This is a genomic window from Ochrobactrum sp. XJ1, assembly GCF_024701725.1.
Taxonomy (GTDB): domain Bacteria; phylum Pseudomonadota; class Alphaproteobacteria; order Rhizobiales; family Rhizobiaceae; genus Brucella; species Brucella anthropi.
Map to the genome: position 1 here is coordinate 1 of NZ_VDGD01000028.1, position 23570 is coordinate 23570.

Here is a 23570-nt window from a genome sequence, read left to right on the forward strand (position 1 = left end):
GAGGCCGGACGAAGCGCTTTCAGTTAAACTCAGGCAGTTGCGCCGGTCACGGCCTTCCAGTGCGCCATGGCGCGGATTCGATGAATGTGGGTGGCAAGGGCGGAGTGTTTTTGATGCGACGGGACGAAATCATTTCTAACCGCTGAAAACACGGGGACAAATTGTTGCAGACTGCCGACGGATCGGAAGCCCTGCATCACTCGTTCTCGTTTTCGCAGCGGCAGATGGGAATTTTCCGCACGGTTGTTAAGGAGCTTTGGTGCAGCGATCACTCTCTAGACGCACTTCGATCTTTGACGTTGGTTCTATGCTGTTGTTTGTTTGACGCGAACGGAATCCGGGCGGGCACATGCCAGCTTCCGATTGAGAATGCTGCAACGGCGTGAAGCTTCCGCCTGCTGATTGATGAATGAACGCGCGTTCAAACGATGACCGCCGTTTTGCTTGTAACGGCTCATGGTGGTTTCAACCAAAGAACGTTTTCCGTAATCATTGTCTGTTTGCCATCGCATACGACCATCTGTTGCAATGGAGTTCACATGCGCTTCACGCTGTGTCGGCGGACCATGAATGTCTTTGACGATAGATTGCGGGCGCGGTGGAATGACAATCTTTGCTGACGCGCTGTGCTGTCTGATTTTCTAATAGGATTACTGACCGTCATACGCACCATCTGCGAGATCATCGTTTGAAGGGGCGGTCGAGTATCCGTCTTGGTCAAGGGCGATCAGGCAGCCAATCTCGCCTCTCACGCAGCAAAGTGTTTGCAAGGACGATGATGCGCCGGATGATGGAGGTAATGGCGACTTTCTTCGCTTTGCCGGCCTTTAGAAACTGCTGATACTTGACGTGGAGGTCCCGGTTGAAACGGATGGCGACAAGTGCGGGCATGTAGATCGCGCGCCGAATGGATGACCGTCCCCGGTGATCCGCTCCTTGCCCTGCCACTTTCCAGATTGCTGCGTCATTGGCGCAAGTCCGGCGAGAGCGGTGATCTTCTTGCCCTCGAGGTGCCCAAGCTCCGGCATGTCGATCAGCATAGTGGTCGCGGTCAGTCGACCAATCCCCGGAATGGTCATCAAACGGCGGATGCGTTCTTCAAGGGTGCCTCGCTGCCTGGCGATCTGCGCAATGACCTCATCAAGCGCCTGGATATCGGCACCGATGTCCTCAATGCGGCGGCCAAGCTTTTCTCGCACGAGCGGGTTCCGTGCAGTAGCAAGCCGCGTCTTCGCGGTCATCTGATCTTTGACCAAAGCGCGGCGGGCAGTTAGCAACTCTCGGAGATCATGAACATCCTCGCCCTCGACGACTTGGGGCTTCAGCTCAAGCACAACGCCCATGCGTGCCAGCATTCTGGCGTCGACGCTATCGGTTTTTGCCAATCGCCCAATAGCTTGCGCAAAGCGCCGCGCCTGCTTTGGGTTAACCTTGATGAAGGGCAGCCCCGCCAGACTCAGATGTCACTCCAGCCCCCGATGATAGGCACCAGTCGCCTCGAAGACGATGAGAACGTCTTCCTCCTTTCCCAGCCAGTCGCACAATTGCCCGAAACCCTCGGGCGTATTGGGCAGGCAACATGCCTCTGTCCGGGAATGCCAGAATGCGTCAAGACGGTCCTTCGACACGTCGATGCCGATGGTATCCTTGGCCATCTTTTCTTCCTACCTATGCTTGTCGTTCGGGCCCGCAGCCCACGTATCCGTTCAGGTCGTTAGAAAAGACGGGGGCTCGTCAAACTCGACCGCGGTCCTTCAAGACCAAGCTCCGCACGACGCCACCCCCGCCGCTGCCCCGCAGTTTGCGGTACTGGGCAGCGGCTCCCTTTTGCCTCAGGAGCCCTGAATCTCATAAGACAAGCTCCGCCATCGCGAAATAAGCAGACGCCTTGCGCAAAATCTCGTTGGCCTGACGAAGCTCGCGGTTCTCCCGCTCAAGAGCTTTCATCTTCTCGGCCGCGTCGCTCGGCAAGCCTGCTCGTTTGCCGCTGTCGACCTCGGTCTTCTTCACCCATTCATGCAGCGTGGCTGGCGAGCAACCGATCTTGCCCGCAATAAATGAAATGGCCGCCCACCGCGACGGGTGCTCTGCCTCGTGATCCAGCACCATACGGACGGCGCGTTGGCGGACTTCGGGTGAAAACTTGTTCGTTGTCTTGCTCATATCGGCTCCACTCTCTCAGAAGTTGGAGCCTCCGGCAAACCCGGTGCGGTTCAGGTAAGACAACTTCATCAAAGCGAAGCCCCGGTGATCGCGAAACCTCACCGGGGGTTATTTTTATTTTCTGATGGTTAAAATGGTGATGTGCACCAACCTAAGCCCCCGCTTTCCAATGGTGCGCAGCCCCGACTAGCTGCCTAGCAGGTCGGGGTTTTCTTTGGTGTTATCCGTTAAGAAAGCTGCATCGCTCCGATTAAACATAGTTTCCGGCCAGGGTGCAGAAGCTGCTGTCTGTCGGCTTGAAATCGCCGACCAGTCACGTGCTGAAATGGCTGTCGGCCTTTGTGTTGTCGGTTGGAAAACGATCCTGCCAGATAGTGCTGAAACTGTGATTGTCCATCGGCAGCGCTCCCCGGCTCATGACACTTGCATTACCGTATCGACCGATGGAGCAGGGAAATATTTCTGCCATGCCGTTTGGCGGTGTAAAGCGCCTCATCGGCCTGCGCTATCAGTTGCAAGAATGTTTCCTCGCTTGTCACAATATCGGCTGAAGCTCCAATACTGACCGTTACGGCCATACCATCTCTACCGGCCAAAGGATGACGTATTGACAATGCCTCGACCGCCTCCCGTACTTCCTCTGCAAATGTGCGGATAGATGCGGCGGGAGCCACTCCCGGCCGCAGAATTAAAAATTCCTCTCCTCCGAACCGGCACGCCAAATCATCATCCGAAACGAGCTTTTTCAAAGCATCGGCGACTAGTTTGAGACATTCGTCGCCCGCCAGATGACCGAAACAGTCATTGTATTCCTTGAAATGATCTATATCGAGAAGCAAAACCGTCACCGGAACCCCGGTGCCGTTCGAGGCCGCAGTCAAGCGATGTATTTCGGCATCCAGGCTACGACGGTTGGTCAAACCTGTCAGGGGATCCGACTGTGATACCAGTTCGAGTTCACCATGCTGCTTGAGCAATTGCCCATGCAGGCGGTCCAGATCCTTGTTCTGCAGATAGAGCCGGACCGCTTCAGTAGAGAATCTATAATTTGCGATCAGCGTCAGAACGACTGTTGGTACACCTACGGCCAGATGGAAAAGCACGTAATCGGTCGTCGCATCTGGCAGAAACCAAATGGTTATATAGACACTCGTCGTTACGACTGCAGACGCTGCTACGCCATATTCCAGGGGTGGTGTCAGAACAATCGTGACCACCATCTGGAAAACGAGTGCTGCATAAAAATAGTTCAACACGACCGGACTTGCCGTTCCGCCAATTGCCACACACCAGACAACCGTGGCAATACATACTACCAAAACACTGGCGCCTTCTTTCAGGCGAATTGAAACAGGTTGCCGATAAAATCGCAGAAGCAATATCGTCAAAGGACCGACAATCGAGAAGCGAAGGATGAACGTCCGCCACGCGATATCCGGCAGAAACCAGGCGTCCACTGCCGTGTAGGAGAAGTAAAACAGCGCAAGAAGCAGCGTGATTGTACGCAGGACTGGCAGACGCGCATCGTGTCTATCCCTGTCATACTCCGCGCGAATGGTTGCGGGCAGCCGCCTCCGCGATATTTCCTGTATATACTTCATGCCCCAAGACCACCATTAGCGTGATTGCCATGGCCCGATTTCGCGCTCAGTTTACGTGAGCTTTTTTGACAACGATATAGGTTCGCTGATCGTCAAGCACTACTCAGCAGCCACGAGCGCATGACAGTACATCATTGCAATGGTCGATTGAAAGACCGTTTATAAAAAGCCCGTCTCGGAAAACCGGACGGGCAATGTGTGGCTGCGTTGCTCCTGATAGCGAACGACGAGCCGCTAGGCTCGGAACGGCTTGACCACGCCCTGAAAGGGGGATTGCGCCGACCATCGCGAATGTCTTATCAGCGGTGATTTCCTCTTGGTATATCACGTCGAAGGCAACAGCGTGATTTTCGTGCGCGCTGGCACCCCACACCGAACTGTTTGAGTGATTAAGACTTCCTCTAGTACTCAAAGCCTCATCGCCTCAAGCCTGCCCCCGGCCGTCCCTTTGGCCACCTGTGACAAGAGCGGGACGGCCGGAGGCTAGCTGTTGTTCACTGTGCAGGCGCTGACACGGTAATCGTGCACCTCTGATCCTTCTTTGCGTTGGCGGCAGCCTCGGCACATGCACTAAGCGCCTGCCGGTTGGCTCGCACAAGTTCACTCGCTTCGACAATGCTACGCCACCCCCCGGAACTTCCCGATTCCATGAGGGCTATCCCGGCTTTCCAACGGTCATTGTTCATGACCACGGAGGCAACAGCCATATCAACCGTTCCAGGCAGTATGCGTGGCATAAACAACGTCGCCAGGACACCGGTGATGATACCGAACGCCGCCGCGCTAATGACCCACTTGTTTTGTCTACCGCGCTCGCGCGCTTCCGAGACGCACGCTGAAAGATTACGACTGGCGCGTTCAAGGTCAGAAGCCTGTCGTTCGAGCTGCTGCGCGGCGTTCCTCACCAAAGCCTCGCCGCTGCGCTCGAGAACCCCTGCATAGTGCTGCGCGCCCTGCCGAAGAATGGGGGATTGTTCGACGCCGTTCAGACGCTCTGAAACGTGATCGAGCGCCTTTACAAGTTGTGCGAGCTGGGGCTTGTAATCGGCTTGAGGCTCGATCTTCTCGAGCTGGTCGAAAGCAGCTTCGATGCCGCGACGCATCACGGTCATTTCCGCCCCAATTTGTGCACCCTGCGTTTCGATCGTGCGTCGAAGCGCATCGAAGGCTGCCGCCGGATCGCCTGAATCTTCTTCACGCGTCGCGAGGCCAATGCCGTCTCTGTTGTCGTCGAGTTCCGTCATGTTCTCCCTGCCTTACATTTCTATGCCAGAGCCCCGATCAATCCGCTGGCCGCGTGTTACCTGCCTCTGCAGCACACGGGCAATGCTTTGATCGCGATCAAGCTCCTGTCCGATTCCAAGCTCCTTGCTGCGATGACGCACGATGGATTCCGCCTGAGGATCGCGTTCAAGGTTCTTGGCGAGGCTGCTCATCTGGCTTTCGACCTTGCCCCGCGCCTCGTCGTGCTGCCAGCCGCGAAGCGTCTGGTGCTGACCGTCCAGCTCCTGCCAGCGGTTCACGAACCGCTCGGCCCTGACATTGGGGTCTTGCAGTGCGGCGTTTTCACGCTTCATGCCCTTGATGACATGGGCGACACGCTCCCGACCGGTAAGCTCGGTAATGGCGCGCGCCGTCTGCGGATCATGTTGCAGTGTCGAAACCATCAATTCTTCTGTCCCCGCGCGCACCTGGTCGAGCTGCTGGCCGGCCGCGTGCATCTCCTGCCGCTGCATGTCAAGAACCGGCAGGCCATCACGTTGGTGCTGATCGAGCGACTGATAGGCCCGCACATAGCGGTCAACGGCCGCCTCAAGCGGCGACTGACGTCGCGACCGCTCGGCCAATCTGTCAGTATCGGGGCGGTTTTGTACTGGCACCGACTGCAAGCTCTTCTCCCTTCCCGGCAGTTCTTCCCGCTGCTTGGACGGCCCAGAACGCGCATTGAGCCTGAGGTCAGAGAACATACCACCGCGCTGTTTCTCGGCTTGCTGCGGCCGTTTCTGCTCGACCGGCGAGCCACTCTCACCGGTGCGATCCTGCTGCAACCGCTCGGCCGCCGCGCCGCGCCCGAGTTTCAGGCCCTCGAACGAATTGCGGCGCTGTTGTCGAACACCGACGTTATCCGCGGCCGTTGATTCCCGCTCCGCACGTAGCCCGGCGCGCTCCGCCGGGATCTCGATCTCGCTTACGATCCCCATTTGCTCTGCGATCCCCCGCCGCTCGGCAAATTGGCGCGCGGCAAAGTCGCGGGTATAGTCGAGTGTCGTTTCCTTCACGCCCGACCGTGACAGCTGATTTTTAAGCTGCTCATAAGCAAGATCGCGCGCATCTTGAACCTTCCAAGCGTTCCGGTGCGTCTCCGTTCCGTCTGGAAGGCGAACCGGCTCCGAACCGACATGTTGCAGGCCGATCTTGTCCCCAATCTGCGGTGCCTGTTTCGAAGCCTTCATGGCGCGCTCAAGATCTACGCCCCATAGCGTGCGCTGCTCACCTTGATCGTTTTCAAGCGTCACGAAATAGCTCTGACTATTGCCTTCCTTGTGGTTGAACGGTGCGGCCCCATGGTCGACCAGACGACCCGCAGCCAACGTTTGACCGACCTGCCGGCCAGGTTCCGATTTGCTGAACTCGTCCTGGCTCACATAGAGCTGCACTCCGTCGCGATGCCGGGTCATGGCGACGTAGGTTAGATGCCGGTCCATCGTTCTCGATGCCAGAACATAGGCGCGATCCACGGTTGCGCCTTGATTTTTGTGGATTGTCGTCGCATAGCCGTGGTCGACCGCCTGATAGTCGTCCATCGGCACGCTGACGCTGCGCCCTTCCACACCGCTCGGCCCGTCGAGCTGCGCGACGATCCTGGGTCCAGCACCCGGTCGTCCGACCTCGACATGTTCGACGGTGCCCAACATCCCGTTTTTTACGCCAAGGTCGCGATTGTTCTCAAGGAACACGATGCGGTCGCCCGGGGCGAACTCGCGTTTGCCGTCATTGGTCTGGAAGACCAGCCCCTCCCCGAGGGCGCCACGCGCCAGCTCGCCCTCGGACAGCCCCCGGCTGTCGCCCGGCACGTTGTCCCGGGCCCGTAGCTCAGCTCTGATCGCGTCATTGATGGCGCGAACATCGGCCCGGCGATGCGCCATCGCAATCCGGGTGCCGTCCGGACGCTCTTGCGCGTCGGCAAGGTAATCACGCACGATCTGACCGCGCGCATCCTCGCCCGTCTCGGCAAAGCTGATATCGCCGCGATCCCGATAGGCGCTCAGACCCTCAGCCGTTCGGTGCGTGGCGAAGGCAACCGAAGCGTCCCGCTGCCAGTCAATACGCTGCCTGCGTATCTGGGAAAGCTCGGCATGACCGATTTCCTCGGTGATCGCCCGGAATGGTGCGCCGGCCCCGATTGCCTGTAGCTGCTCATGATCGCCGACAAGGACGATCTTCGCACCGCGTGCCTCGGCCTCATCAACGAACCGGGCGAGCTGCCGGCTTCCCACCATGCCTGCTTCGTCGATCACAAACACATCACCGCGATTGAGCGTGCGACGGTCGTTCTGCCAACTCATGTCCCACGATGCCAGGGTGCGGCTCTGAATTCCAGAACTCTCCTCCAGGCCCTCGGCTGCCTTGCCCGACAAGGCTGCACCGTGAACCCTGTAGCCTTCTGCCTCCCATGCCTCACGTGCCGCCGCCAGCATCGTGCTCTTGCCAGCACCCGCATAACCGATAACCGCAGCAATGCGCTCCCGCCCAGTGATATGCTCAATCGCTCGCCGCTGTTCATCGGAAAGACGCGCCGCGTTGATAAGCCGATCGCGCTCTCCGCGATCTAACTCACCCAGCTCGACCTTGTCAGCGGTATCGCTGGAAACGCTTGTTCGGATCGCAGCATCCTGACGCCCGATCGCTTGTTCGACATGCTTGCGATCGACACCATGATGATCGCTCAGCCCGTGGCTGTGCGACGCGTGCATCCGCTGCGCGCATTCGATCATACCGGATTCGATCTCGACCATTCCGCGCGTCGAATAACGCGCTAACTCGAGTTCACCCGTCACCGGATCATGGCTTTCCGCCTGTAGTTCAACAAGGGCCGATGACGCCATCACCTTGGCAAAGGCGCTCTGGAACTCTCCAATGTCATCGTTGATGTAGCGATGCAGCGCTCGCGCAACGTCACGCCGGTCAAAGACGCTTTTCTCTCCCGTGATGATTTCAAGAACCTGTTCCGGCTTCTCGCGGATCAGCTCCGAATTGCGCCGCGCAGTATCTTCATCCAGCCGCGACCGCGACACGACCAGACCACGCCGCTCCATCTGCGTCGCATGAACCCCCATATGCTCCGTCGGCGCAATCTCAAGACCCCGCTCCAGATGCGAACGATGATCAATGCGAATATCATGTCCGGCCCGCGCAAGGCTTTCATTCGCAATCCCCTCCCATCGCATGCGAAGATCACGAAGCTGCATATCCGTGGTTGGCTGATCCGCAGACAGAAGCCATTTGTTTTCACGCTCGAGAAGGTTCTTGTCAGCGAGACCATCCCCTCTCACCTGCCGTGTTGTCATCATTATATGCGCATGGTGGTTTCGAATGTCGCTGTCGTCTTGCGGCGCATGAATGGCGAAGTCGATTGCTGTACCATAACGATCGGCAAGCTCATGGGCGAAGATCCGCGTTGCCTCAAGCCGTTGATCCGCAGTCAGTTCATGCGGCAATGCAATTTCAAACTCGCGTGCGACACGTGCATCCTTGCGCTTTTCGCAAAGCTCGGCTGCATTCCATAAGGCTGAACGATCCCGCGCCCATTCCGCATCGACACCTTCCGGTAAGACGATCTCGGCATGTTCCACGCCGCTTTTGTTGGTGTAATCATGCGTAATTCCATCACGCCCATTCGTCAGCTTTGACGCCGAGCGATAGGCGCTGGCAGCAACAGCACTTCGTCCCCTGGATCGGGAAATCGGCTTCATACTCAGATGATAGATCGCCACACAACTATCCTCAGCCCCAAACAAATAAATCTGTCCATGAAATGAGCTTAAACCGCTCTGAGTTGCGAAGCAACTCGTAAGTGCGCCCTTAATTTTTCATTCGCTTTGCTCTCTCAACTCTCGGTGATAACCTGCAGCAGCATCGATGCTTTAAAACTGAAGTTAATCCTGGCTGCAATGACCGAAGAAGTTTTGGATTGGCGATGAAGCAGGGTGAACGTCGCTGCTCAGATCAAAACCTCGCAACAATGAGGGCGGTTTTAAATGACCGAATACACCAATGAGAGATCCGCATTCAAACGGCTGAGGGACGTGTATCTGTGAGCTCGGATATCCCAGCTGGATGCACGCAGGCGGTTGACAACGTTATGGCGACAGTTTTCAAAGTAATAATGAGATTCTCAGGATCATCTTTCCGGCGACCAGTACACGGCATGAAATGCCGCCACAGCCGATGATCCACACTTTCTGCCGTAAGTTCGTAGCCATTGCCGCTACATGAAGTTGGCGAAAGCCGTAGTAAGGGAAACTATTCCAAGCTCAATGAGATTCTAAGGGAGTAGAAGTGTGGCACGCAAATCCATCGAAGAACGTCTGGCCCAGCTGGATGCGCAGCGTTCCGCTTTGAAAGCCAGACTATCGAAACAGGAGCGCGCCAACGATACACGCCGAAAGGTGCTGCTTGGCGCGCTAGTGCTGCATCGCGTTGAAAGCGGAAACGATGAGGAACTTTCCCAACGCCTGAAAGAATGGCTGAAGAATGAGCTGCCCGTGTTTCTGACGCGCGAAGCCGACAGGGTACTGTTTGCTGATCTGATCGGGAAAACGTCCAACCGTGCAAGCAACGAAGGAGCGGGTTAATGAATCAGGCGACACTTGCATGCGCAGCGTTCAGGAACATGCTGCGTGCTGCTGCGCGAGATCCGCTGTGGGCATTGGTTTCCCTTCTTTCTGTTCCATTCCGTTTTGGAAGAACGATCTTTCAGGTAGGCATCTTCTATTTCGTTGTCGTTTTTGTGTTCGCTTTCATCCTGGAATATGCGATGCGTTCTCTCAATATCGACCGCGGTGATACGCTCTGGTATGTGGGAAATACTGCCTTTACAGCATTCGTACTTCTCCTCTTGTTCCGCCTCATCACCAATCCGCTAATTAATCATTTCGGGGATCCTGACGGCGAAACCCACGGGTCTGCCCGCTTCGCCACCGATAAGGAAACCGCTGCCCGCACCCGCACCGATTCCGGTCTGCTCATCGGCCGCGACCCGAAGTCCGCAAAACTGCTTCGCTATGAAGGCCCGGCCCATCTGCTCACAATGGCACCGACGCGTACCGGTAAGGGCGTGGGAACAATTATCCCGAACCTGCTCATCACCGATCGATCTGTAATCTGTATCGATCCAAAGGGCGAAAACGCCAAGGTCACCGTCCGCGCCCGACAGCAATTTGGCCCCGTTCATGTCCTCGATCCCTTCGGTGTTACCGGTCAGCCCTCCGCTGCCTTCAATCCACTCGACAATCTCGATCCCACAGGGCTCGATGTCGCAGAAGATGCAACCACGCTAGCCGACGCCCTCGTATTCGATGAACCGGGCATGAGTGGGGATGCGCACTGGAATGAGGAAGCGAAAGCACTCATTGCCGGTTTGATCCTTCATATTGTCGCCAGCGAGCCGCGCGACAGGCGAAACCTCGCCACCCTGCGAGACTATCTCACCCTCCCCCCTGAAGCTTTCGTAGCCCTCCTGAAAGAAATGCAGGCCTCAACAGCGTCAGCTGGTTTGATTGCCCGCGCCGCAAACCGCCATTTTGGTAAATCCGATCGGGAAGGTGCTGGCGTACTTTCCGCCGCGCAGCGTCATACCCATTTTCTCGACAGTCCACGCATGGCTACGATCCTCGCCAGATCTGATTTTCGCTTTGCTGATCTCAAGCACCGCAATATCTCGGTGTTTCTCGTCCTTCCCCCCGATCGGCTCGCCACCTACTCTCGCTGGCTGCGCTTGCTCGTCGCGCAAAGCCTGACCGACATGGCCCGGGATCAAGCCAAACCGGTTACCCCGGTTCTCTATCTGTTGGATGAGTTCGCAGCCCTTGGCCACCTGGCACCGGTGGAACGCGCAATGGGGCTTATGGCAGGCTACGGTGTCCAGCTCTGGCCCATCCTGCAGGACATTCACCAGCTTCGCGCCACCTACGGAAAGCGCGCTGGCACCTTTCTATCGAATGCTGGCGTCCTGCAAGTCTTCGGTGTCAACGATCACGACAGCGCCCAATTCGTCTCCGATTTGCTCGGACAGGAAACCGTGGTTTTCCAGACCATGAGCCGGGCACTCGATTCACAACAGTCTGGTATTTCTCACGCCCAACACCATACAGCGCGTGCCTTGCTCACCCCCGATGAGGTCCGCAATCTTCAGCCACATCTCGAACTGCTCTTCCTCGCAGGCCAACGGCCGATCGTCGCCAACAAGATCGCATATTATGCCGATGCTGAATTCAGAGGACTGTATGACGGTCACTGAGCGGTTCACGACCCCTTGGAAGAGAGGCGCGCAGCGAGAGTTAAAAGCATGATTATTTTGACTAAATCATTATCGGCAAAAAGGTCGATCCATTTAACGCTGTGATAACAGGAGGAACATATGTTTCGCTATTTAGCACGCAGACATGATCGCAAGCACATTATAAAATCATTACAACGTCAAAAGCTCATCGAACACAGGTCTATAAAGTTTAAGTATGATAGCTCATTGACATTCGCAGTTCACAAGAAAGAAGCAAAAAGCGTCGACAGCATAGAGTTAGAGCTCGATGAAAATTTCAACGCGCAGGCATTTTTCTCTCCTATTTTGCCGCCTGAACCACTAAGCGAAAGCACAGACCAGGTTGTTTTCCAATCTGACATCACGACTGAAGAGGAAGAGAATAATATATTTGAATGCGAGATAACTGACAGCGGAACGAAAGAACACGCTATCGTTGTCTTTCATCATTGGTACGCACGCAATCGTTATTCCGCATTCGCAAAATTTTTCGCAGCCAGGGGTATCACCGTTGTCGAGGCTACCCTTCCGTATCACTTCAGGCGTGGTTCTGACGACTTCTCCGAAGAAAAGCTTTTGAATGCCGATATAAACCTTACCATCCGTTCGATGCGCCAGGCGGTTCTGGATGGCCGCAAACTTGTACGTTGGCTCGGTAAGCAGGGATACTATAAAATCTCCGTGGTAGGGATGTGTATAGGTGGCTTGGTTGCAGGTCTCATCGCTGCGCACGAAGAAAAAGTGCGTAAGGCAGTCCTGATGGTATCGCCAGCTAAACCCGCCGAACTGGTATGGACTGCGGAAACTTTAAGAGGGCTGCGTAGCCGTATCGAGCCAGCAATGTCTTTAGACGAATTGAAAAGCGCTTGGGGTCTAATCGATCTTGAAAATCATCTTTCAAGGCTAACACGACCTCACCTGAATATAATGTTTGTGTTAGGAAAAGACGATACGATCGTATGTCCAAATCTTTCGGATCGGGTAGTTGATGTGTTAGAAAAAGGTGCTCGTAGACCTGAAGTTTTACGTCTGAATTGCGGCCATTCGTCCGTCGGAATCTTTCCTTTTAATTTAATCGCGGCCCATAGGGTACTGCGATTTTTGAAAGATTGGCCAACTTTAGCTGAGTTGTGGGATGTTCGGAACTTCCGCTACGACTTTAGCGAATTGCCTAGCCGTCGTCAGCGCACCAAGATACGAAGATTCATGAACTTCTCGCAATAATATGGACACGGTGTCCAGCCCAATCTGCTTGAAAAATGTAGGCTTCGCTCACGCGGGTCAGCGAACCGCAGAATATCACGATTGTCGGGTGGTTTGGATGGAACTTGCACACGACGGTAAACGTCAGTTTGAACACTGAACCGTCTACACCTGTTTTCGCATTAGAGGCGGAAAAGACGTCGCTCCCGGCCATGAAGATTGATATGAAAAGAAGAATAAATCACTTTTCTGAAATGCTATTATAACGGAGCATCTCTTAGCGATCACCGTGATGGCGCTGAAAACGAGGGAGTTGAAAGTGAAAAGTGAGTCACTAGATTACTCAAACGAGCATTCCTTGGAAAAAACCAATGATCCTGAAATCGATAAGCCAATCTTTAGGCGTCCTGGTTTTAACGGGATAAGTACGTTTGAAGAAATCGATCATCGGCTTGCGAAGTACCTCCGCGAAGCGCGTGAACAGGCGCGCCTCAAACAAGCCGACTTTGCCCCTCTAATAGGGCTTTCGACACCGGTTTATGGCCGATATGAACGGGCATTTTCAAAGCTTCATGTCACTCGCATGATTCATATCTGCGAAGTGCTCGGCGTTATACCCATCGATATGCTTTATGAAGCAGCGCCTCATTTGTGGGGCAATAGTGAGGAGGAAGCCAAAGAACGCGTGGAACTTGCGAAACTCTTGGCAAATCTTCCGCATAGCTTGCTGCGTGATCTGCTCCCCGTGGTTAGAACACTCTCCAACCTGCAGAGCCAGGTCGATGCCAAACTCATAACCTGAATTCAACGCCATCGCAGTCGAGATTGCCCGTTCCATGGAACAACGTAACAGCCGTCACAACTTCATGTATTTTATTCGAACCAACTACCGCTGACGGCAGCATAGCCGCTTACCACTTCAGTTTTCAGAATTGCGGGGGACGGCAACTGCCTAAATCGCTGGGGCGTCTGGCCGGTTTGAATGTCGGATGTTATGGTTCTACGATTAAAGTGACGAACAACTTCTCAAAAATATCGGTCAAGCTTGATAACCTCGTCAAGTTTAAGGCTGGGGCGTCGGTCTCGAGATTGAGGTGGACTGCCCTGTCGTAAACAGCGACGCATTCCTTGTTTGTAATGCGAGACATATAAATGATGCCGTCGAATTCGGTTTGGTCGTAGATTTCCTGACTTAATCGTCTACCTGCGGCTTGAGCCTTTGCGCGTACGGTATCGGTCGATATTCCAAGCAGGCTGGCGCCCTCATAGCGCAAGTCGAGCAAAAATAGCGGCTTCGGATTACGGATCACAGCAATTGAATAGTCGCACTTCGCACTTTTATCTAAATTCACGTTGAGGATTGTTGTAATTTCCGGCGTGCTTGTCAGTTCGGGCAACGCAGCGAAGCTATTTTTTGAACATGGGATAGTGCGGCAATCTTTCGACCAGCACCGACGCCATTTTATGCCGTCTTCCTCAATTGACCGCTCGATCAATGGACTGCTTTTGCAGGTAAAAGATATCCGACCGCCCGCATTAGTGGGGTCAACTGCACCGATCAAAGCCGAACTGGACCAGATGACCACTGGCAGCATCAATCGCACACAACCAACTCGTCAGGAAACTTCATCGACTTATGTTCCAACCGCCGACGACATGGCACCCGCGATAGAAATGCCAAGAGGCGTTGATTCCAAAGAACAGATTGCAGCCTATCAGATCATGTTGAACAGGGCTGGCGCGTCGCCCGGCGCAATCGATGGGCGTTCCGGCAGCAATGTCGACAAGGCTGCTGCGGCTTTTGGCGAAATCACGGGTAGATTTATCAATCCAGCCGATCCCGCAGCGGTTCAGACCGAACTGGAGAATACCGGCGGACCAGCTTTCAAGGATTACCTCATCACAAATGAAGATGTTGGCAGGCAGTTTGTTGCAGAAATCCCCGCTGACTACGCTTTGAAAGCCCAATTGCCAGCAATAGCTTATACCTCAGTCACGGAAATGCTTGCCGAGCGGTTTCAAATCGATGAGGGTTTCCTCAAAGAGATCAATCCAGGGGTGAATTTCAATCAACCAGGCTCGATCATCAAAGTTCCCAATCTCGGCAAAGCCAAACGCACGCCGATTGCCCATATCATAGCAGATAAAGGTCGCAAACAGGTTCGGGGCTATGGTTCAGATGGAAAGCTGAAGGTAGCCTACCCGTCAACGATCGGCTCTTCGGACACTCCTTCTCCTTCGGGCACGGTTCAGGTCAAACGAATAGCGATCAATCCCAATTATACATACAATCCCAGGATCAACTTCAAACAGGGAGCCAATGAAGGCGTTCTGACCATTCCGCCTGGGCCAAACGGTCCCGTCGGTACGGTATGGATTGCGCTTTCCAAACCCACTTACGGTATTCATGGCACGCCTGACCCTTCACGCATCGGCAAAACATCGAGCCATGGCTGCGTGCGTCTTACAAACTGGGATGCAGAAGAACTCGCAAGAATCGTCAAATCCGGCGTCCTGGTGGTGTTCACGGAATAAACGATCATAAATTGGCCCGCCCGTCTGATTGCTTTTTCGCAATCAGGCAATCGCTTCTAGCCCTTTTTTCTGAACAACCGTCAATAACCGTAGTGCCGGCCCTCCGGGCTTCTTCACTCCACGCTCCCAATCTGACACCAGACCCTTGCTCACATTGAGATAACGAGCAAAGACGGGCTGCGATATATGTTCACGCTCCCGGATGGAGCGGATCTCTTCCGGGGTAAGCGGCTCAATCGCGGTCAGGCAGACATCATCAAATTCTCGCATAGTCTGCTTGTCGATCGCGCCGACTTCAAACAGGCCCTCCATAGTTTCGTGGATGGCCGCCATTGCTTCGCTCTTATATTTCTTCACCATCGTCAACCTCCGAAAAACGTCCTCTCTCGATCAGCAGCTCCATTTGCTCTTTTGATAACGCAAGAAGTTCCTTTGCCATCTTCTTGAATTGAACTTCTTCATCGTCATCAATGTTGGCCTGCTCATTCTTTGCAAAGCCGAACACGAAAAATGCCCGCCGCTCCTACCTATATAGAATGATCGTGCGAAACCCACCCGACTTTCCCTGTCCTGCCCGGGCGACTCGTTGCTTAATGACACCGCCACCAAGATCGGCGTCTATCTGACCGCGCTCGGCACGACGCACCGCTTCTATCAAGGCGACGTCCGTAATCCTCTGCTTTCGAGCAAACCGCTCGAACCAGGCGTTCTTCAGAATCTGCACCGTCATCTAGCCTGACTATATATATAACACCAAGCGTGACACTTCAAGGATTGTTGTTGTTCAATGACTGTCCCTGTGTGTCGGAATTCATTGCGATCCTGCCGATGCCAGACTTCCATTACCTTTCATCCCAGAAAACAAAAGCTGGCTGATGGAGAAGCCCCCTGCCCTCGCCTTTTGGGCAAGAGATCGCAAATAACCGCCTGGTGAACTGATGGTCGCCAGCTTCTGCAGGATACAGGCAATGGCCGTCGATGCCGCTTCTACTCCCATGAAGCTTAGTGCTTCGCGATAGGCAGACTTGCTAATGCCAAGGAAGCCGGAAACGATCTGTGAAGCATCTTGAAGCTCTCGCCATGTGCTGATGCCGTGCGCTCCATATTCGCGAATATCCGGACATGTTCGCAGCACTTGATCGAGCGAAATGGAAGGTGAAACCCGAATGCGGTTCTCGTCTTCGAGGCTCTCAGGAACCGTCGTTTCCGAAGAAGACGCCTTCAAATCAATCTTTTTGTTATTTTGAGATTCAAAGAGGGATTCTGGCAGGGATTCATTATGCTGCCGCTCAAATTGAGCGACGCTGCCGCTCATTTCTGGAACAATTGCCATGTTTTTCAAAGCGATAACCAATTCATCGTATATGGCTGTCAGATTGGCTTTGATAATCATCAGCTCATCGAGGGATGCTCGGCGAGGAATAGCGTCTACAACGTCACGGAAGCGAACAAATAGCCCTTCAAGACCCTCAATAAAGTCACCGGACCCATCCGCGTTTTCTGAAAAAGCCGAAGCGATCTCTCTGCGCATGACGGACACTTCATCGCGAAGCCGTTTCAAGGCTTTTTGCTCCGCAAGGATTTTATCTGCGATACCGGCAATCTCAGATGCGCGATCAAGCAAGGGCGCAAAGGAAAAGCCGAAGGCAAGTTCAACGCCCCCTTCCCTGTCCTTATGCGCATAACGCTTGCGGGTTGGGCTATCTTTGCGCGCAATGATCCCGGCCTCAACCAATGAAGCCAGGTGACGGCGTAGCGTTGATTCAGGCATGCCGTGGGCACGCAGCGATAGTTGGCGATTGGATGGAAAAACGACGAGGCCGGTTTTCTCATTCATGTCGTCGTCAGGGAGAAATGACAAAAGCGAACTGAGCACAGCAAGGCAGCGATCATTGAGATCGAGTGCTGACTTGGCCACACAGAGCTGTTTGTAAATCACCCATCTGTTTACCCCCCTGCCCTGCTTATTCTGCAGTTCAGGATTTTGGGCGAAACTATTCCTTCGCCCGCGAAACACGGACGTGACAGTTCCCAGAATTTGCATTCCCTCTCACCTTTCAAAAGGCAAAAGAAATCCACCCGCCAAAATGACGCTTATGACTCTTGACACCGATTCGGGGAAATGCGATTCTCAGTCTGCTAAAACATCGAGAAGGGCTTCCACGACGGCAACGTTTGGGGGCCTTTTTCTTTTGCGGCTCAATCTCCATTCTTGGTTTCTGATTGCTTGAATTCCTCAAAGAGGATTTCAAGTCGCTCGGATAACCAATCGCCGAACGGTCTAGCTTTCTCGCTTTTGAAAGAGAAATCGACCTGTTTCGGCTTTTGACTCATCGTAATGGCAAATTCGCTAGATCCCCACGACTTTGCCGTTGGTGTGGTTCGTTCCTTTTTGACCGGCTTGCCTTTGGCATTCGCCGCAGTGAAGACCCGATTGAAACGCTCGTCGCTATCTATTGAACCAAAATCGTCTGAAGTTACGATTTCGGAAATTGCAGCGGCCTTACGTTCGACTAGAAGGCTTAGTTCAAGCCAGCGTTCGCGCCCTACCCCAGGAGCTGATCCTATAATGTTGACGAGTTGCGGCGAAATACGGGACGTTACGGAAATCATCTTGGAAACCGCTGCCGCATTAGCTGCTAGTGCGGAGGAGATTGTTTCACGGTCATATCCGAGTGTCTCAAGATTTTTTGCGAAAAGAGCTTTCTCAATGAAACTGAGATTTGCTCGAGCCGAATTCTCTTGTCCTTGCGCGATAATATGTGTTTTGTCGTCAAGTGCCTTTACAACTGCTCGAACATTGCGTCCGAGCTCGCGGGCTACCTTTACACGACGATGACCAAAGACGATCATAAAACGACCATCTATGCTTGGATGAGGACGAACGAGTATAGGGCTGTCCTGTCCCCGTTCCTGGATAGCTTGAAGAAGCTGCTGATATTCTTCACCATCAGTACCAAGACGATCAGATACAAAAGAACTGTCTATAACATTTGGATCGAGGTCGACGACTTGCTCGCCTTCAAGGAAAGCGTCAGCTTGACGTGCAAGCTCATTAACAGAACGGATCATGGATTTGGATGCGCCACCGATCCGATAATTGGACGTCGCTGGCTCTTCGGTTGACTCCGTAAGTCCCGCCAGAAGATTTTTCCTAGCCATTTCAATCTCCGTAATCGCTTATCTCACTGAATTTGCAATCATAAATGCTGAATTTGTCAGCAGACAAACTCATCTGCCCCAAGATTCGTGGATAAGGCCTTCAATTTCGCCATTGACGGCATCTAATGATTCAATTGCACGTTCATAGGTGGAACGTGTCATCGTGCTTTTTTCGACCTCATAGAGCGTTTGCTTTGTGATCCCTGCATCTGAGACAGCGGTTGATTTGACCATCTGGTTCTTGAGGATAAACTCGCCAAACAATGTCTGCAAAAAAGCCACCATCTGAGCCTGTGGCTGATCTGTTGGCTCGTATCTTGTTACAAGGTAGCGATACCATTCCAGATTTACCTCTGCGCCGGCAGCGCGGATAGGCTCGAGAATATTGCCAAGCATCAGGAGGAACTGGCCCATCGACATCACATCCAGCATCTGGGGATGTATCGTGATAAGAACTGCCGTGGCTGACGTGAGCGCCGTTATAGTCAGGTAGCCAAGCTGTGGAGGGCAATCAATGACGACGATGTCGTATTGATCGTCAACTTCTTCGAGGGCTTTCGAGATGCGGGTAAAGAATGATTTACCAGCATTCGAATTGCGGTCACTCATTGCGAGGGGGGTATCATATTCGAATTCCTGCAATTCCAAATTTGCAGGAACGATGTCCAGTCCAGGAAAGTTGGTGTTCTGAATAATTTCAGAGAGCGGCTTTTGCTCCTCATCATATCGGATCGCGTCATAGATTGAAGGGACCTGATCCAACTCCGGTTGAAACCCGTGCAGTGACGAAAGCGAGGCTTGAGGATCGAGGTCGATTGCCAAGACGCGATGACCAGTAAGAGCCAGATGTTGGGCCAGATGGGCGGTAGTTGTAGTTTTCCCAGAGCCGCCTTTGAAGTTAACGACCGCTATGACCTGAAGATGTTCGCCTGGCTTTCTGTGCGGGACGTAATTACGTGTTTCCGATCGACCGTTTTGATCAAGATACTGGCGAATGTCATGCATCTGCTCAGCGGTGTACGATCGCCGACCCGACGGCGAAGTTTCAGGAGCGGGGCCTTTGCCTTCCAAATGAAGTTTCTTAAGGTGACTCTGGCTTACACCTATATATTGTGATGCTTCTGCAAGAGAGAATGAACGAAGTGTCTTTTTTCCAGAATCTGGGAAGTTCTGAACGCTGAGCAAATGCAACTTCTTCGAAATTTGATCCCCTTGATCGAGGATGTGTTTTTCGAATTTAAGCGTGGCTTTCGGCTTTTTGAGCGAGATCTCGTTCATTACCCATTGATTTCCATAAAAACGATTTTTGGACAGAATGGCCAAACTAACCGTTATTATGTCCGATTCTTAGGGATCTGCAACAAATTTAAAGTTAATAATAAGTTAACGCCTTCGCGGGGTCTATAGCTCACGCTCCGGTCCGTTATCATATTGATTTAAAGTAATATTTTCCTACTTTTGTCGGCGGACAAAAATTACTGAGATTGGTTTTGTCTGGGAGCGAAACGTCACAAAGTTAAATGCAGACGAATAGTCAAGAACAGCAACAGCTAACGCCATGGATCATGATCCGTCGTTTTTTAAGGTGCGCTTCGGCAAAGCAAGCAACGTCACGGATCTCGGCGCGATGCCATCGCGCAATGTGCATCGGATCTGGAAAGCCTTGACATCCGCTCAGCGAAAAAAAGCTCAAGAACTCGGCCACAACGCGCTTGCAAATAGCGTGCTGCTTGATAGCGACACTGCGAGCTTCAATGTAATGCAGACTAAGCAAGCGATTTTGCTTGAAATAAACTACGTGAGTGGCGCACATTGCATGCAACTTCGGGGGGGATATGACGGTCGATCGAATTCAACTTTTGCGCAATGTCGGGCAGTTTGACAATGTCGCCACGGGAACGCAGCTGCCGTTCGGCAAGCTGACGCTCATATACGCGGAGAATGGCCGAGGCAAGACGACGCTGGCAACCATCCTTCGGTCGCTCAGCTCGGGTGATGCGGATCTAGTCAGCGAGCGACAGCGCCTCGGAGCGCAACATCCGCCACATATCATCGTGGCCCGGCAGGGCATGGCACCTCACATGTTTCAAAACGGTGCCTGGAGCCAGCCGCTTCCGCATATTGCGGTCTTCGACGATGCCTTTGTGGCGCAAAATGTCTGCTCCGGCATCGAGATCGAAACGGCCCATCGCCAGAACCTGCATGAACTAATCCTCGGCGGGCAGGGGGTACAGCTCAATGCGACGGTGCTTCAGCATATCGCCGCGATAGAACAGCATAACCGGACGCTGAAGGAACGGACCGACGCCATTCCTGCAGCCATGCGCGGGGCGCTGACGGCCGATGCGTTCTGTGCACTCCAGGCCGATGCGCGGGTGGACGGCAAGATTGAAGAGGCGGAACGTCAATTGGCTGCTGCGCGGGCTGCCGACGCGGTCCAGCGCCAGGACGCGTTCCAGCTCGTGAGCCTGCCGGCATTCGACGCGGTTGCGATCAACAGCCTGCTCGCGCGGAATCTGCCCGCTCTGGAAGCCGCTGCCGCCGCCCAGGTTCAGGCGCATTTCGGCGTGCTCGGCCAGGGCGGCGAAGCTTGGGTCAACCAGGGGATGAGCCGCATCGGACCGGCTTCGGCCGGTGAAGATCACGAGGTCTGTCCGTTTTGTGCCCAAGATCTAAGAGGTTCGCCGCTCATTGCTCATTACCAGGCGTATTTCAGCGCCGAATATCAGACGCTAAAGACGGACATCGCTACCGCGATATCGGGCGTCAACACCGCCCATGCCGGCGACATCCCGGCCGCATTCGAGCGCGGTATCCGCACCGCCGCGCAGACCAGCGAGTTCTGGACGCGCTTTACACAGGACGTCCCTGCGATCGGGGTTGATACAGCGGCAATTGCCCGCGTCTGGAACGCGGCGCGCACCGCTGTTGTGGCTGCGCTGCGGAGCAAGCAGGCTTCCCCGCTTGAGCCGTCGGCGCTTTCGGCTGAGGCGCAGGCTGCGATCGATGCCTATGAAGCCGCGCGTCGCGATATCGAGGCGCTCTCCGGAGGCCTGCAGGCCGCCAACGCAAATATCGCCATCGTCAAGGAGCGTGCGGCGGGCGCCAACCTTGCAGCCCTCACGGCCGACTTGCAGCGGCTTGTTCTAGTGCGAACACGCCATACACAACCTGCGACGGATCTCTGCACGGCCTATCTGGCCGAAAAGCAGGCTAAAACCGCAACAGAGACGCTGCGCGACAATGCCCGTGATGCGCTCGACCAGTATCGCCAGAGAGTCTTTCCGGCCTACCAGACGGCCATCAACGTCTACCTCCAACGATTCAATGCGGGGTTCCGCATCGGCGCTGTTGCTTCGGTCAACAGCCGTAGTGGTTCGTCGGCCAATTATAACGTTGTGATAAACAACGCCTCGGTCGCACTGACGGGAACCGGCCCGTCTTTCCGCAACACCCTGAGTGCCGGCGATCGTAACACGCTGGCGCTCGCGTTCTTCTTTGCTTCGCTCGATCGCGACCCGTCGCTCGCCGACAAGATCGTCGTGATCGACGACCCCATGACGAGCCTCGATGAGCACCGCTCCTTGACCACCGTCCACGAAATGCGGGCGCTCCACGATCGCGTCAGCCAGATGATCGTGCTTTCGCACTCCAAGCCGTTCCTTCTTGGTGTCTGGAATGGCGCCGACCGGGCTGCAAGCCGTACTGCCATCCGGATCGCCCGGCAGGGTGCCGGATCAACCCTGTCCGCCTGGGACGTGACGCAGGACGCGGTCACCGAACATGACCGTAGGCATGCCCTCGTCAGCGACTATATTGCAAACGGCAGCCCGCAGACCGAACGCGAGGCGGCGCAAGCACTACGCCCGATCCTGGAGGCTTTCATGCGTGTCGCCTTCCCAGCGCACTATCCCCCGGAGACTTTGCTCGGTCCCTTCCTGGGACTTTGCCGGCAGCGCGTTGGAACTGCAGATGAGATTTTATCACAGGCCGACATCACAGAACTGGAAGCGCTTAAAGACTACGGTAATCGTTTCCACCACGATAGCAACGCGGCTTGGCAAACAGCCGTCATCAACGATCAGGAGCTTACTGGCTTTTGCAGACGCACCCTGGCGTTTGCACGCCGGTAACACGGACCCCCCAAGGGGAGGGGACCACAGGTTGCGGCAAAAGCCCATGCCTCGAGATAGGCCAGGTCCGAAGTCAGGGCACGCAGGGTGTTTTTCCCCTGCCTTCATTGACCAGATGGCGAAGCGTCTCGACATCTTGGTCGGTCAGAACGTCTGCGAGCCTATGGCAGCAAAACGTCGCACAGGATATCGGTCCCTTGGCTATCTGCTTGAATAGATCAGGGTCGTTACCTTTCGACCTGGAATGTGGAGCGGCCCTGCGCTTCCACGCATTACGATTTTCACGGATTGTGTGCGGATTCAGAGACTATGCAAGAAGTTGCGTGGTTTACATGGCGCTTGAAATCGCACCACGATGGTATTACCTTATCAAAATCTGGTATTACATAGGTGCGGCAATGACAACGACAGTGACATCGAAGGGCCAGGTCACGATCCCAAAAGCAGTTCGTGAATTGCTTGGGATCAGGCCTGGGACCAGAGTGGATTTTCATCGAACTTCTGATGGAAACGTATTTCTTGTTAAGGCTGATGCGCCAAAAACATTAAATCGCTTCCAGAAGCTGCGTGGTCACGCTGGCAAGGGGCTCGATACAGATGCAATTATGGCGCTGACACGCGGTGAAAAGTGACGCTCGTTGACACAAATGTTCTTCTGGATCTTGTGACAGATGATCCACAGTGGGCGGAATGGTCGATTGGACAACTCGAAACCGCAAGTTTGACGGGGCCATTGCTTATTAATGATGTGATCTACGCAGAACTTTCAGTTCGTTACGAGCGAATAGAGGAACTGGACCAATTTATTGAAACGGCCGGTCTTCAAATTACATCTTTTCCCAGAGAGGCACTTTTTCTGGCAGGCAAAGTCTTTACCCGATATCGAAGGGCAGGCGGCTCGCGAACTGGTGTGCTGCCCGATTTTTTCATTGGTGCACATGCTGCAGTACAAAAAATTCCACTTTTGACACGAGATGTCGGACGTTACCGGACATACTTTCCAACCGTCGTGCTGGTTACTCCCAACCTGCCGTGAATGGTGCAAGGATCGATGACTTTTATTCTACGACCGCAAGGGAAGGTCAAAGGTGGCTCTGGATCATGGGCAACGAGATCCTCTGACAGGTTGGCGCTAAGGCCAAACGAAATAAATATGTGTAGCGGCTTGCCAACATAAGCGCCTCTGCTCGCAAACATCGGCATTTTCTGCTCGAATTATCTGACAATGGAGCG

Annotated in this window: 19 protein-coding genes and 6 pseudogenes; 10 read left to right on the top strand and 15 right to left on the bottom strand. The window is 54.1% G+C overall.

The features are described from left to right. Nucleotides 1–29: 29 nt before the first annotated feature. The 6 genes and pseudogenes from FG152_RS25750 to FG152_RS25775 form a co-directional block, all read right to left on the bottom strand. Nucleotides 30–257: pseudogene (locus tag FG152_RS25750) on the bottom strand (DDE-type integrase/transposase/recombinase); the annotation flags it as partial. Nucleotides 258–305: 48 nt separating this feature from the next. Next, complete coding sequence (locus tag FG152_RS25755) at nucleotides 306–539, bottom strand: hypothetical protein (protein WP_259030766.1); 234 nt, start codon at nucleotides 537–539, stop codon at nucleotides 306–308. A gap of 288 nt (nucleotides 540–827) precedes the next feature. After that, a complete protein-coding gene (locus FG152_RS25760) occupies nucleotides 828–1460 on the bottom strand; it encodes a transposase (RefSeq protein ID WP_416418959.1) in 633 nt (210 codons plus the stop codon). A gap of 3 nt (nucleotides 1461–1463) precedes the next feature. After that, complete coding sequence (locus FG152_RS25765) at nucleotides 1464–1655, bottom strand: hypothetical protein (RefSeq protein ID WP_259030765.1); 192 nt, start codon at nucleotides 1653–1655, stop codon at nucleotides 1464–1466. A gap of 217 nt (nucleotides 1656–1872) precedes the next feature. Next, nucleotides 1873–2163: pseudogene (locus FG152_RS25770) on the bottom strand (transposase); the annotation flags it as partial. A 428-nt stretch (nucleotides 2164–2591) separates the two neighbouring features. Continuing rightward, nucleotides 2592–3620 (bottom strand): GGDEF domain-containing protein, encoded by a 1029-nt coding sequence (locus FG152_RS25775; protein WP_498989192.1) that lies wholly within the window; start codon nucleotides 3618–3620, stop codon nucleotides 2592–2594. 421 nt (nucleotides 3621–4041) lie between these two features. Between FG152_RS25775 and FG152_RS25780 the strand changes: the two are divergent. Continuing rightward, nucleotides 4042–4149: pseudogene (locus FG152_RS25780) on the top strand (hypothetical protein); the annotation flags it as partial. A gap of 109 nt (nucleotides 4150–4258) precedes the next feature. Here the strand turns inward: FG152_RS25780 and FG152_RS25785 are convergent. Both FG152_RS25785 and traA read right to left on the bottom strand, forming a co-directional pair. Beyond that, the gene (locus FG152_RS25785; RefSeq protein ID WP_259030763.1) at nucleotides 4259–5008 is read right to left on the bottom strand and encodes a DUF6118 family protein; all 750 of its coding nucleotides are present in this window, start codon (nucleotides 5006–5008) and stop codon (nucleotides 4259–4261) included. 12 nt (nucleotides 5009–5020) lie between these two features. Next, entirely contained in the window at nucleotides 5021–8758 is a 3738-nt protein-coding gene (gene traA, locus FG152_RS25790) for a Ti-type conjugative transfer relaxase TraA (RefSeq protein WP_437260614.1), read from the bottom strand. A gap of 567 nt (nucleotides 8759–9325) precedes the next feature. Between traA and FG152_RS25795 the strand changes: the two genes are divergently transcribed. The 4 genes from FG152_RS25795 to FG152_RS25810 all read left to right on the top strand — a co-directional run bounded on the left by FG152_RS25795 (nucleotide 9326) and on the right by FG152_RS25810 (nucleotide 13309). Next, on the top strand, nucleotides 9326–9619 hold the full coding sequence (locus FG152_RS25795; RefSeq protein ID WP_094515347.1) for a mobilization protein: 294 nt from the start codon (nucleotides 9326–9328) through the stop codon (nucleotides 9617–9619). Then, entirely contained in the window at nucleotides 9619–11283 is a 1665-nt protein-coding gene (locus FG152_RS25800) for a type IV secretory system conjugative DNA transfer family protein (protein ID WP_094544330.1), read from the top strand. Before FG152_RS25795 ends, FG152_RS25800 begins: the two co-directional genes overlap by 1 nt. A gap of 120 nt (nucleotides 11284–11403) precedes the next feature. After that, a complete protein-coding gene (locus FG152_RS25805; RefSeq protein ID WP_094515345.1) occupies nucleotides 11404–12528 on the top strand; it encodes an alpha/beta hydrolase family protein in 1125 nt (374 codons plus the stop codon). A 271-nt stretch (nucleotides 12529–12799) separates the two neighbouring features. Further along, the gene (locus FG152_RS25810) at nucleotides 12800–13309 is read left to right on the top strand and encodes a helix-turn-helix domain-containing protein (RefSeq protein ID WP_094515344.1); all 510 of its coding nucleotides are present in this window, start codon (nucleotides 12800–12802) and stop codon (nucleotides 13307–13309) included. A gap of 190 nt (nucleotides 13310–13499) precedes the next feature. Here the strand turns inward: FG152_RS25810 and FG152_RS25815 are convergent, their stop codons facing one another. Beyond that, nucleotides 13500–14093, bottom strand: coding sequence for a hypothetical protein (locus FG152_RS25815; protein ID WP_259030761.1), 594 nt, complete (start codon nucleotides 14091–14093; stop codon nucleotides 13500–13502). A 52-nt stretch (nucleotides 14094–14145) separates the two neighbouring features. Here FG152_RS25815 and FG152_RS25820 point away from each other — a divergent pair. Beyond that, nucleotides 14146–15042, top strand: a pseudogene (locus FG152_RS25820) (L,D-transpeptidase); the annotation flags it as partial. A gap of 42 nt (nucleotides 15043–15084) precedes the next feature. Here FG152_RS25820 and FG152_RS25825 read toward each other — a convergent pair. From FG152_RS25825 to repA, 5 genes and pseudogenes are all read right to left on the bottom strand, one after another. Continuing rightward, nucleotides 15085–15402 carry a helix-turn-helix domain-containing protein gene (locus FG152_RS25825; protein WP_094515339.1) on the bottom strand — a complete coding sequence of 106 codons (318 nt, stop codon included), beginning with the start codon at nucleotides 15400–15402 and terminating at the stop codon, nucleotides 15085–15087. Beyond that, nucleotides 15386–15772: pseudogene (locus FG152_RS25830) on the bottom strand (type II toxin-antitoxin system RelE/ParE family toxin). Before FG152_RS25830 ends, FG152_RS25825 begins: the two are co-directional and overlap by 17 nt. Before the next feature lie 81 nt (nucleotides 15773–15853). Then, the gene (repC, locus tag FG152_RS25835) at nucleotides 15854–17086 is read right to left on the bottom strand and encodes a plasmid replication protein RepC (RefSeq protein WP_259030760.1); all 1233 of its coding nucleotides are present in this window, start codon (nucleotides 17084–17086) and stop codon (nucleotides 15854–15856) included. 155 nt (nucleotides 17087–17241) lie between these two features. Then, nucleotides 17242–18204, bottom strand: coding sequence for a plasmid partitioning protein RepB (gene repB / locus FG152_RS25840; protein WP_094574567.1), 963 nt, complete (start codon nucleotides 18202–18204; stop codon nucleotides 17242–17244). 69 nt (nucleotides 18205–18273) lie between these two features. Next, entirely contained in the window at nucleotides 18274–19482 is a 1209-nt protein-coding gene (gene repA, locus FG152_RS25845) for a plasmid partitioning protein RepA (protein ID WP_094515336.1), read from the bottom strand. 280 nt (nucleotides 19483–19762) lie between these two features. Here repA and FG152_RS25850 point away from each other — a divergent pair, with 280 nt between their 5' ends. Both FG152_RS25850 and FG152_RS25855 read left to right on the top strand, forming a co-directional pair. After that, nucleotides 19763–20086, top strand: a complete 324-nt coding sequence (locus FG152_RS25850; RefSeq protein WP_094544332.1) for a hypothetical protein — start codon at nucleotides 19763–19765, stop codon at nucleotides 20084–20086. Next, a complete protein-coding gene (locus tag FG152_RS25855; RefSeq protein WP_094574563.1) occupies nucleotides 20040–22337 on the top strand; it encodes an AAA family ATPase in 2298 nt (765 codons plus the stop codon). Before FG152_RS25850 ends, FG152_RS25855 begins: the two co-directional genes overlap by 47 nt. A gap of 2 nt (nucleotides 22338–22339) precedes the next feature. Here FG152_RS25855 and FG152_RS25860 read toward each other — a convergent pair. Further along, nucleotides 22340–22500: pseudogene (locus FG152_RS25860) on the bottom strand (integrase); the annotation flags it as partial. Nucleotides 22501–22735: 235 nt separating this feature from the next. Here FG152_RS25860 and FG152_RS25865 point away from each other — a divergent pair. Further along, entirely contained in the window at nucleotides 22736–22969 is a 234-nt protein-coding gene (locus FG152_RS25865) for an AbrB/MazE/SpoVT family DNA-binding domain-containing protein (RefSeq protein WP_094515408.1), read from the top strand. Continuing rightward, nucleotides 22966–23373, top strand: a complete 408-nt coding sequence (locus tag FG152_RS25870) for a type II toxin-antitoxin system VapC family toxin (RefSeq protein WP_094515334.1) — start codon at nucleotides 22966–22968, stop codon at nucleotides 23371–23373. Before FG152_RS25865 ends, FG152_RS25870 begins: the two co-directional genes overlap by 4 nt. The last annotated feature ends 197 nt before the right edge of the window (nucleotides 23374–23570 follow it).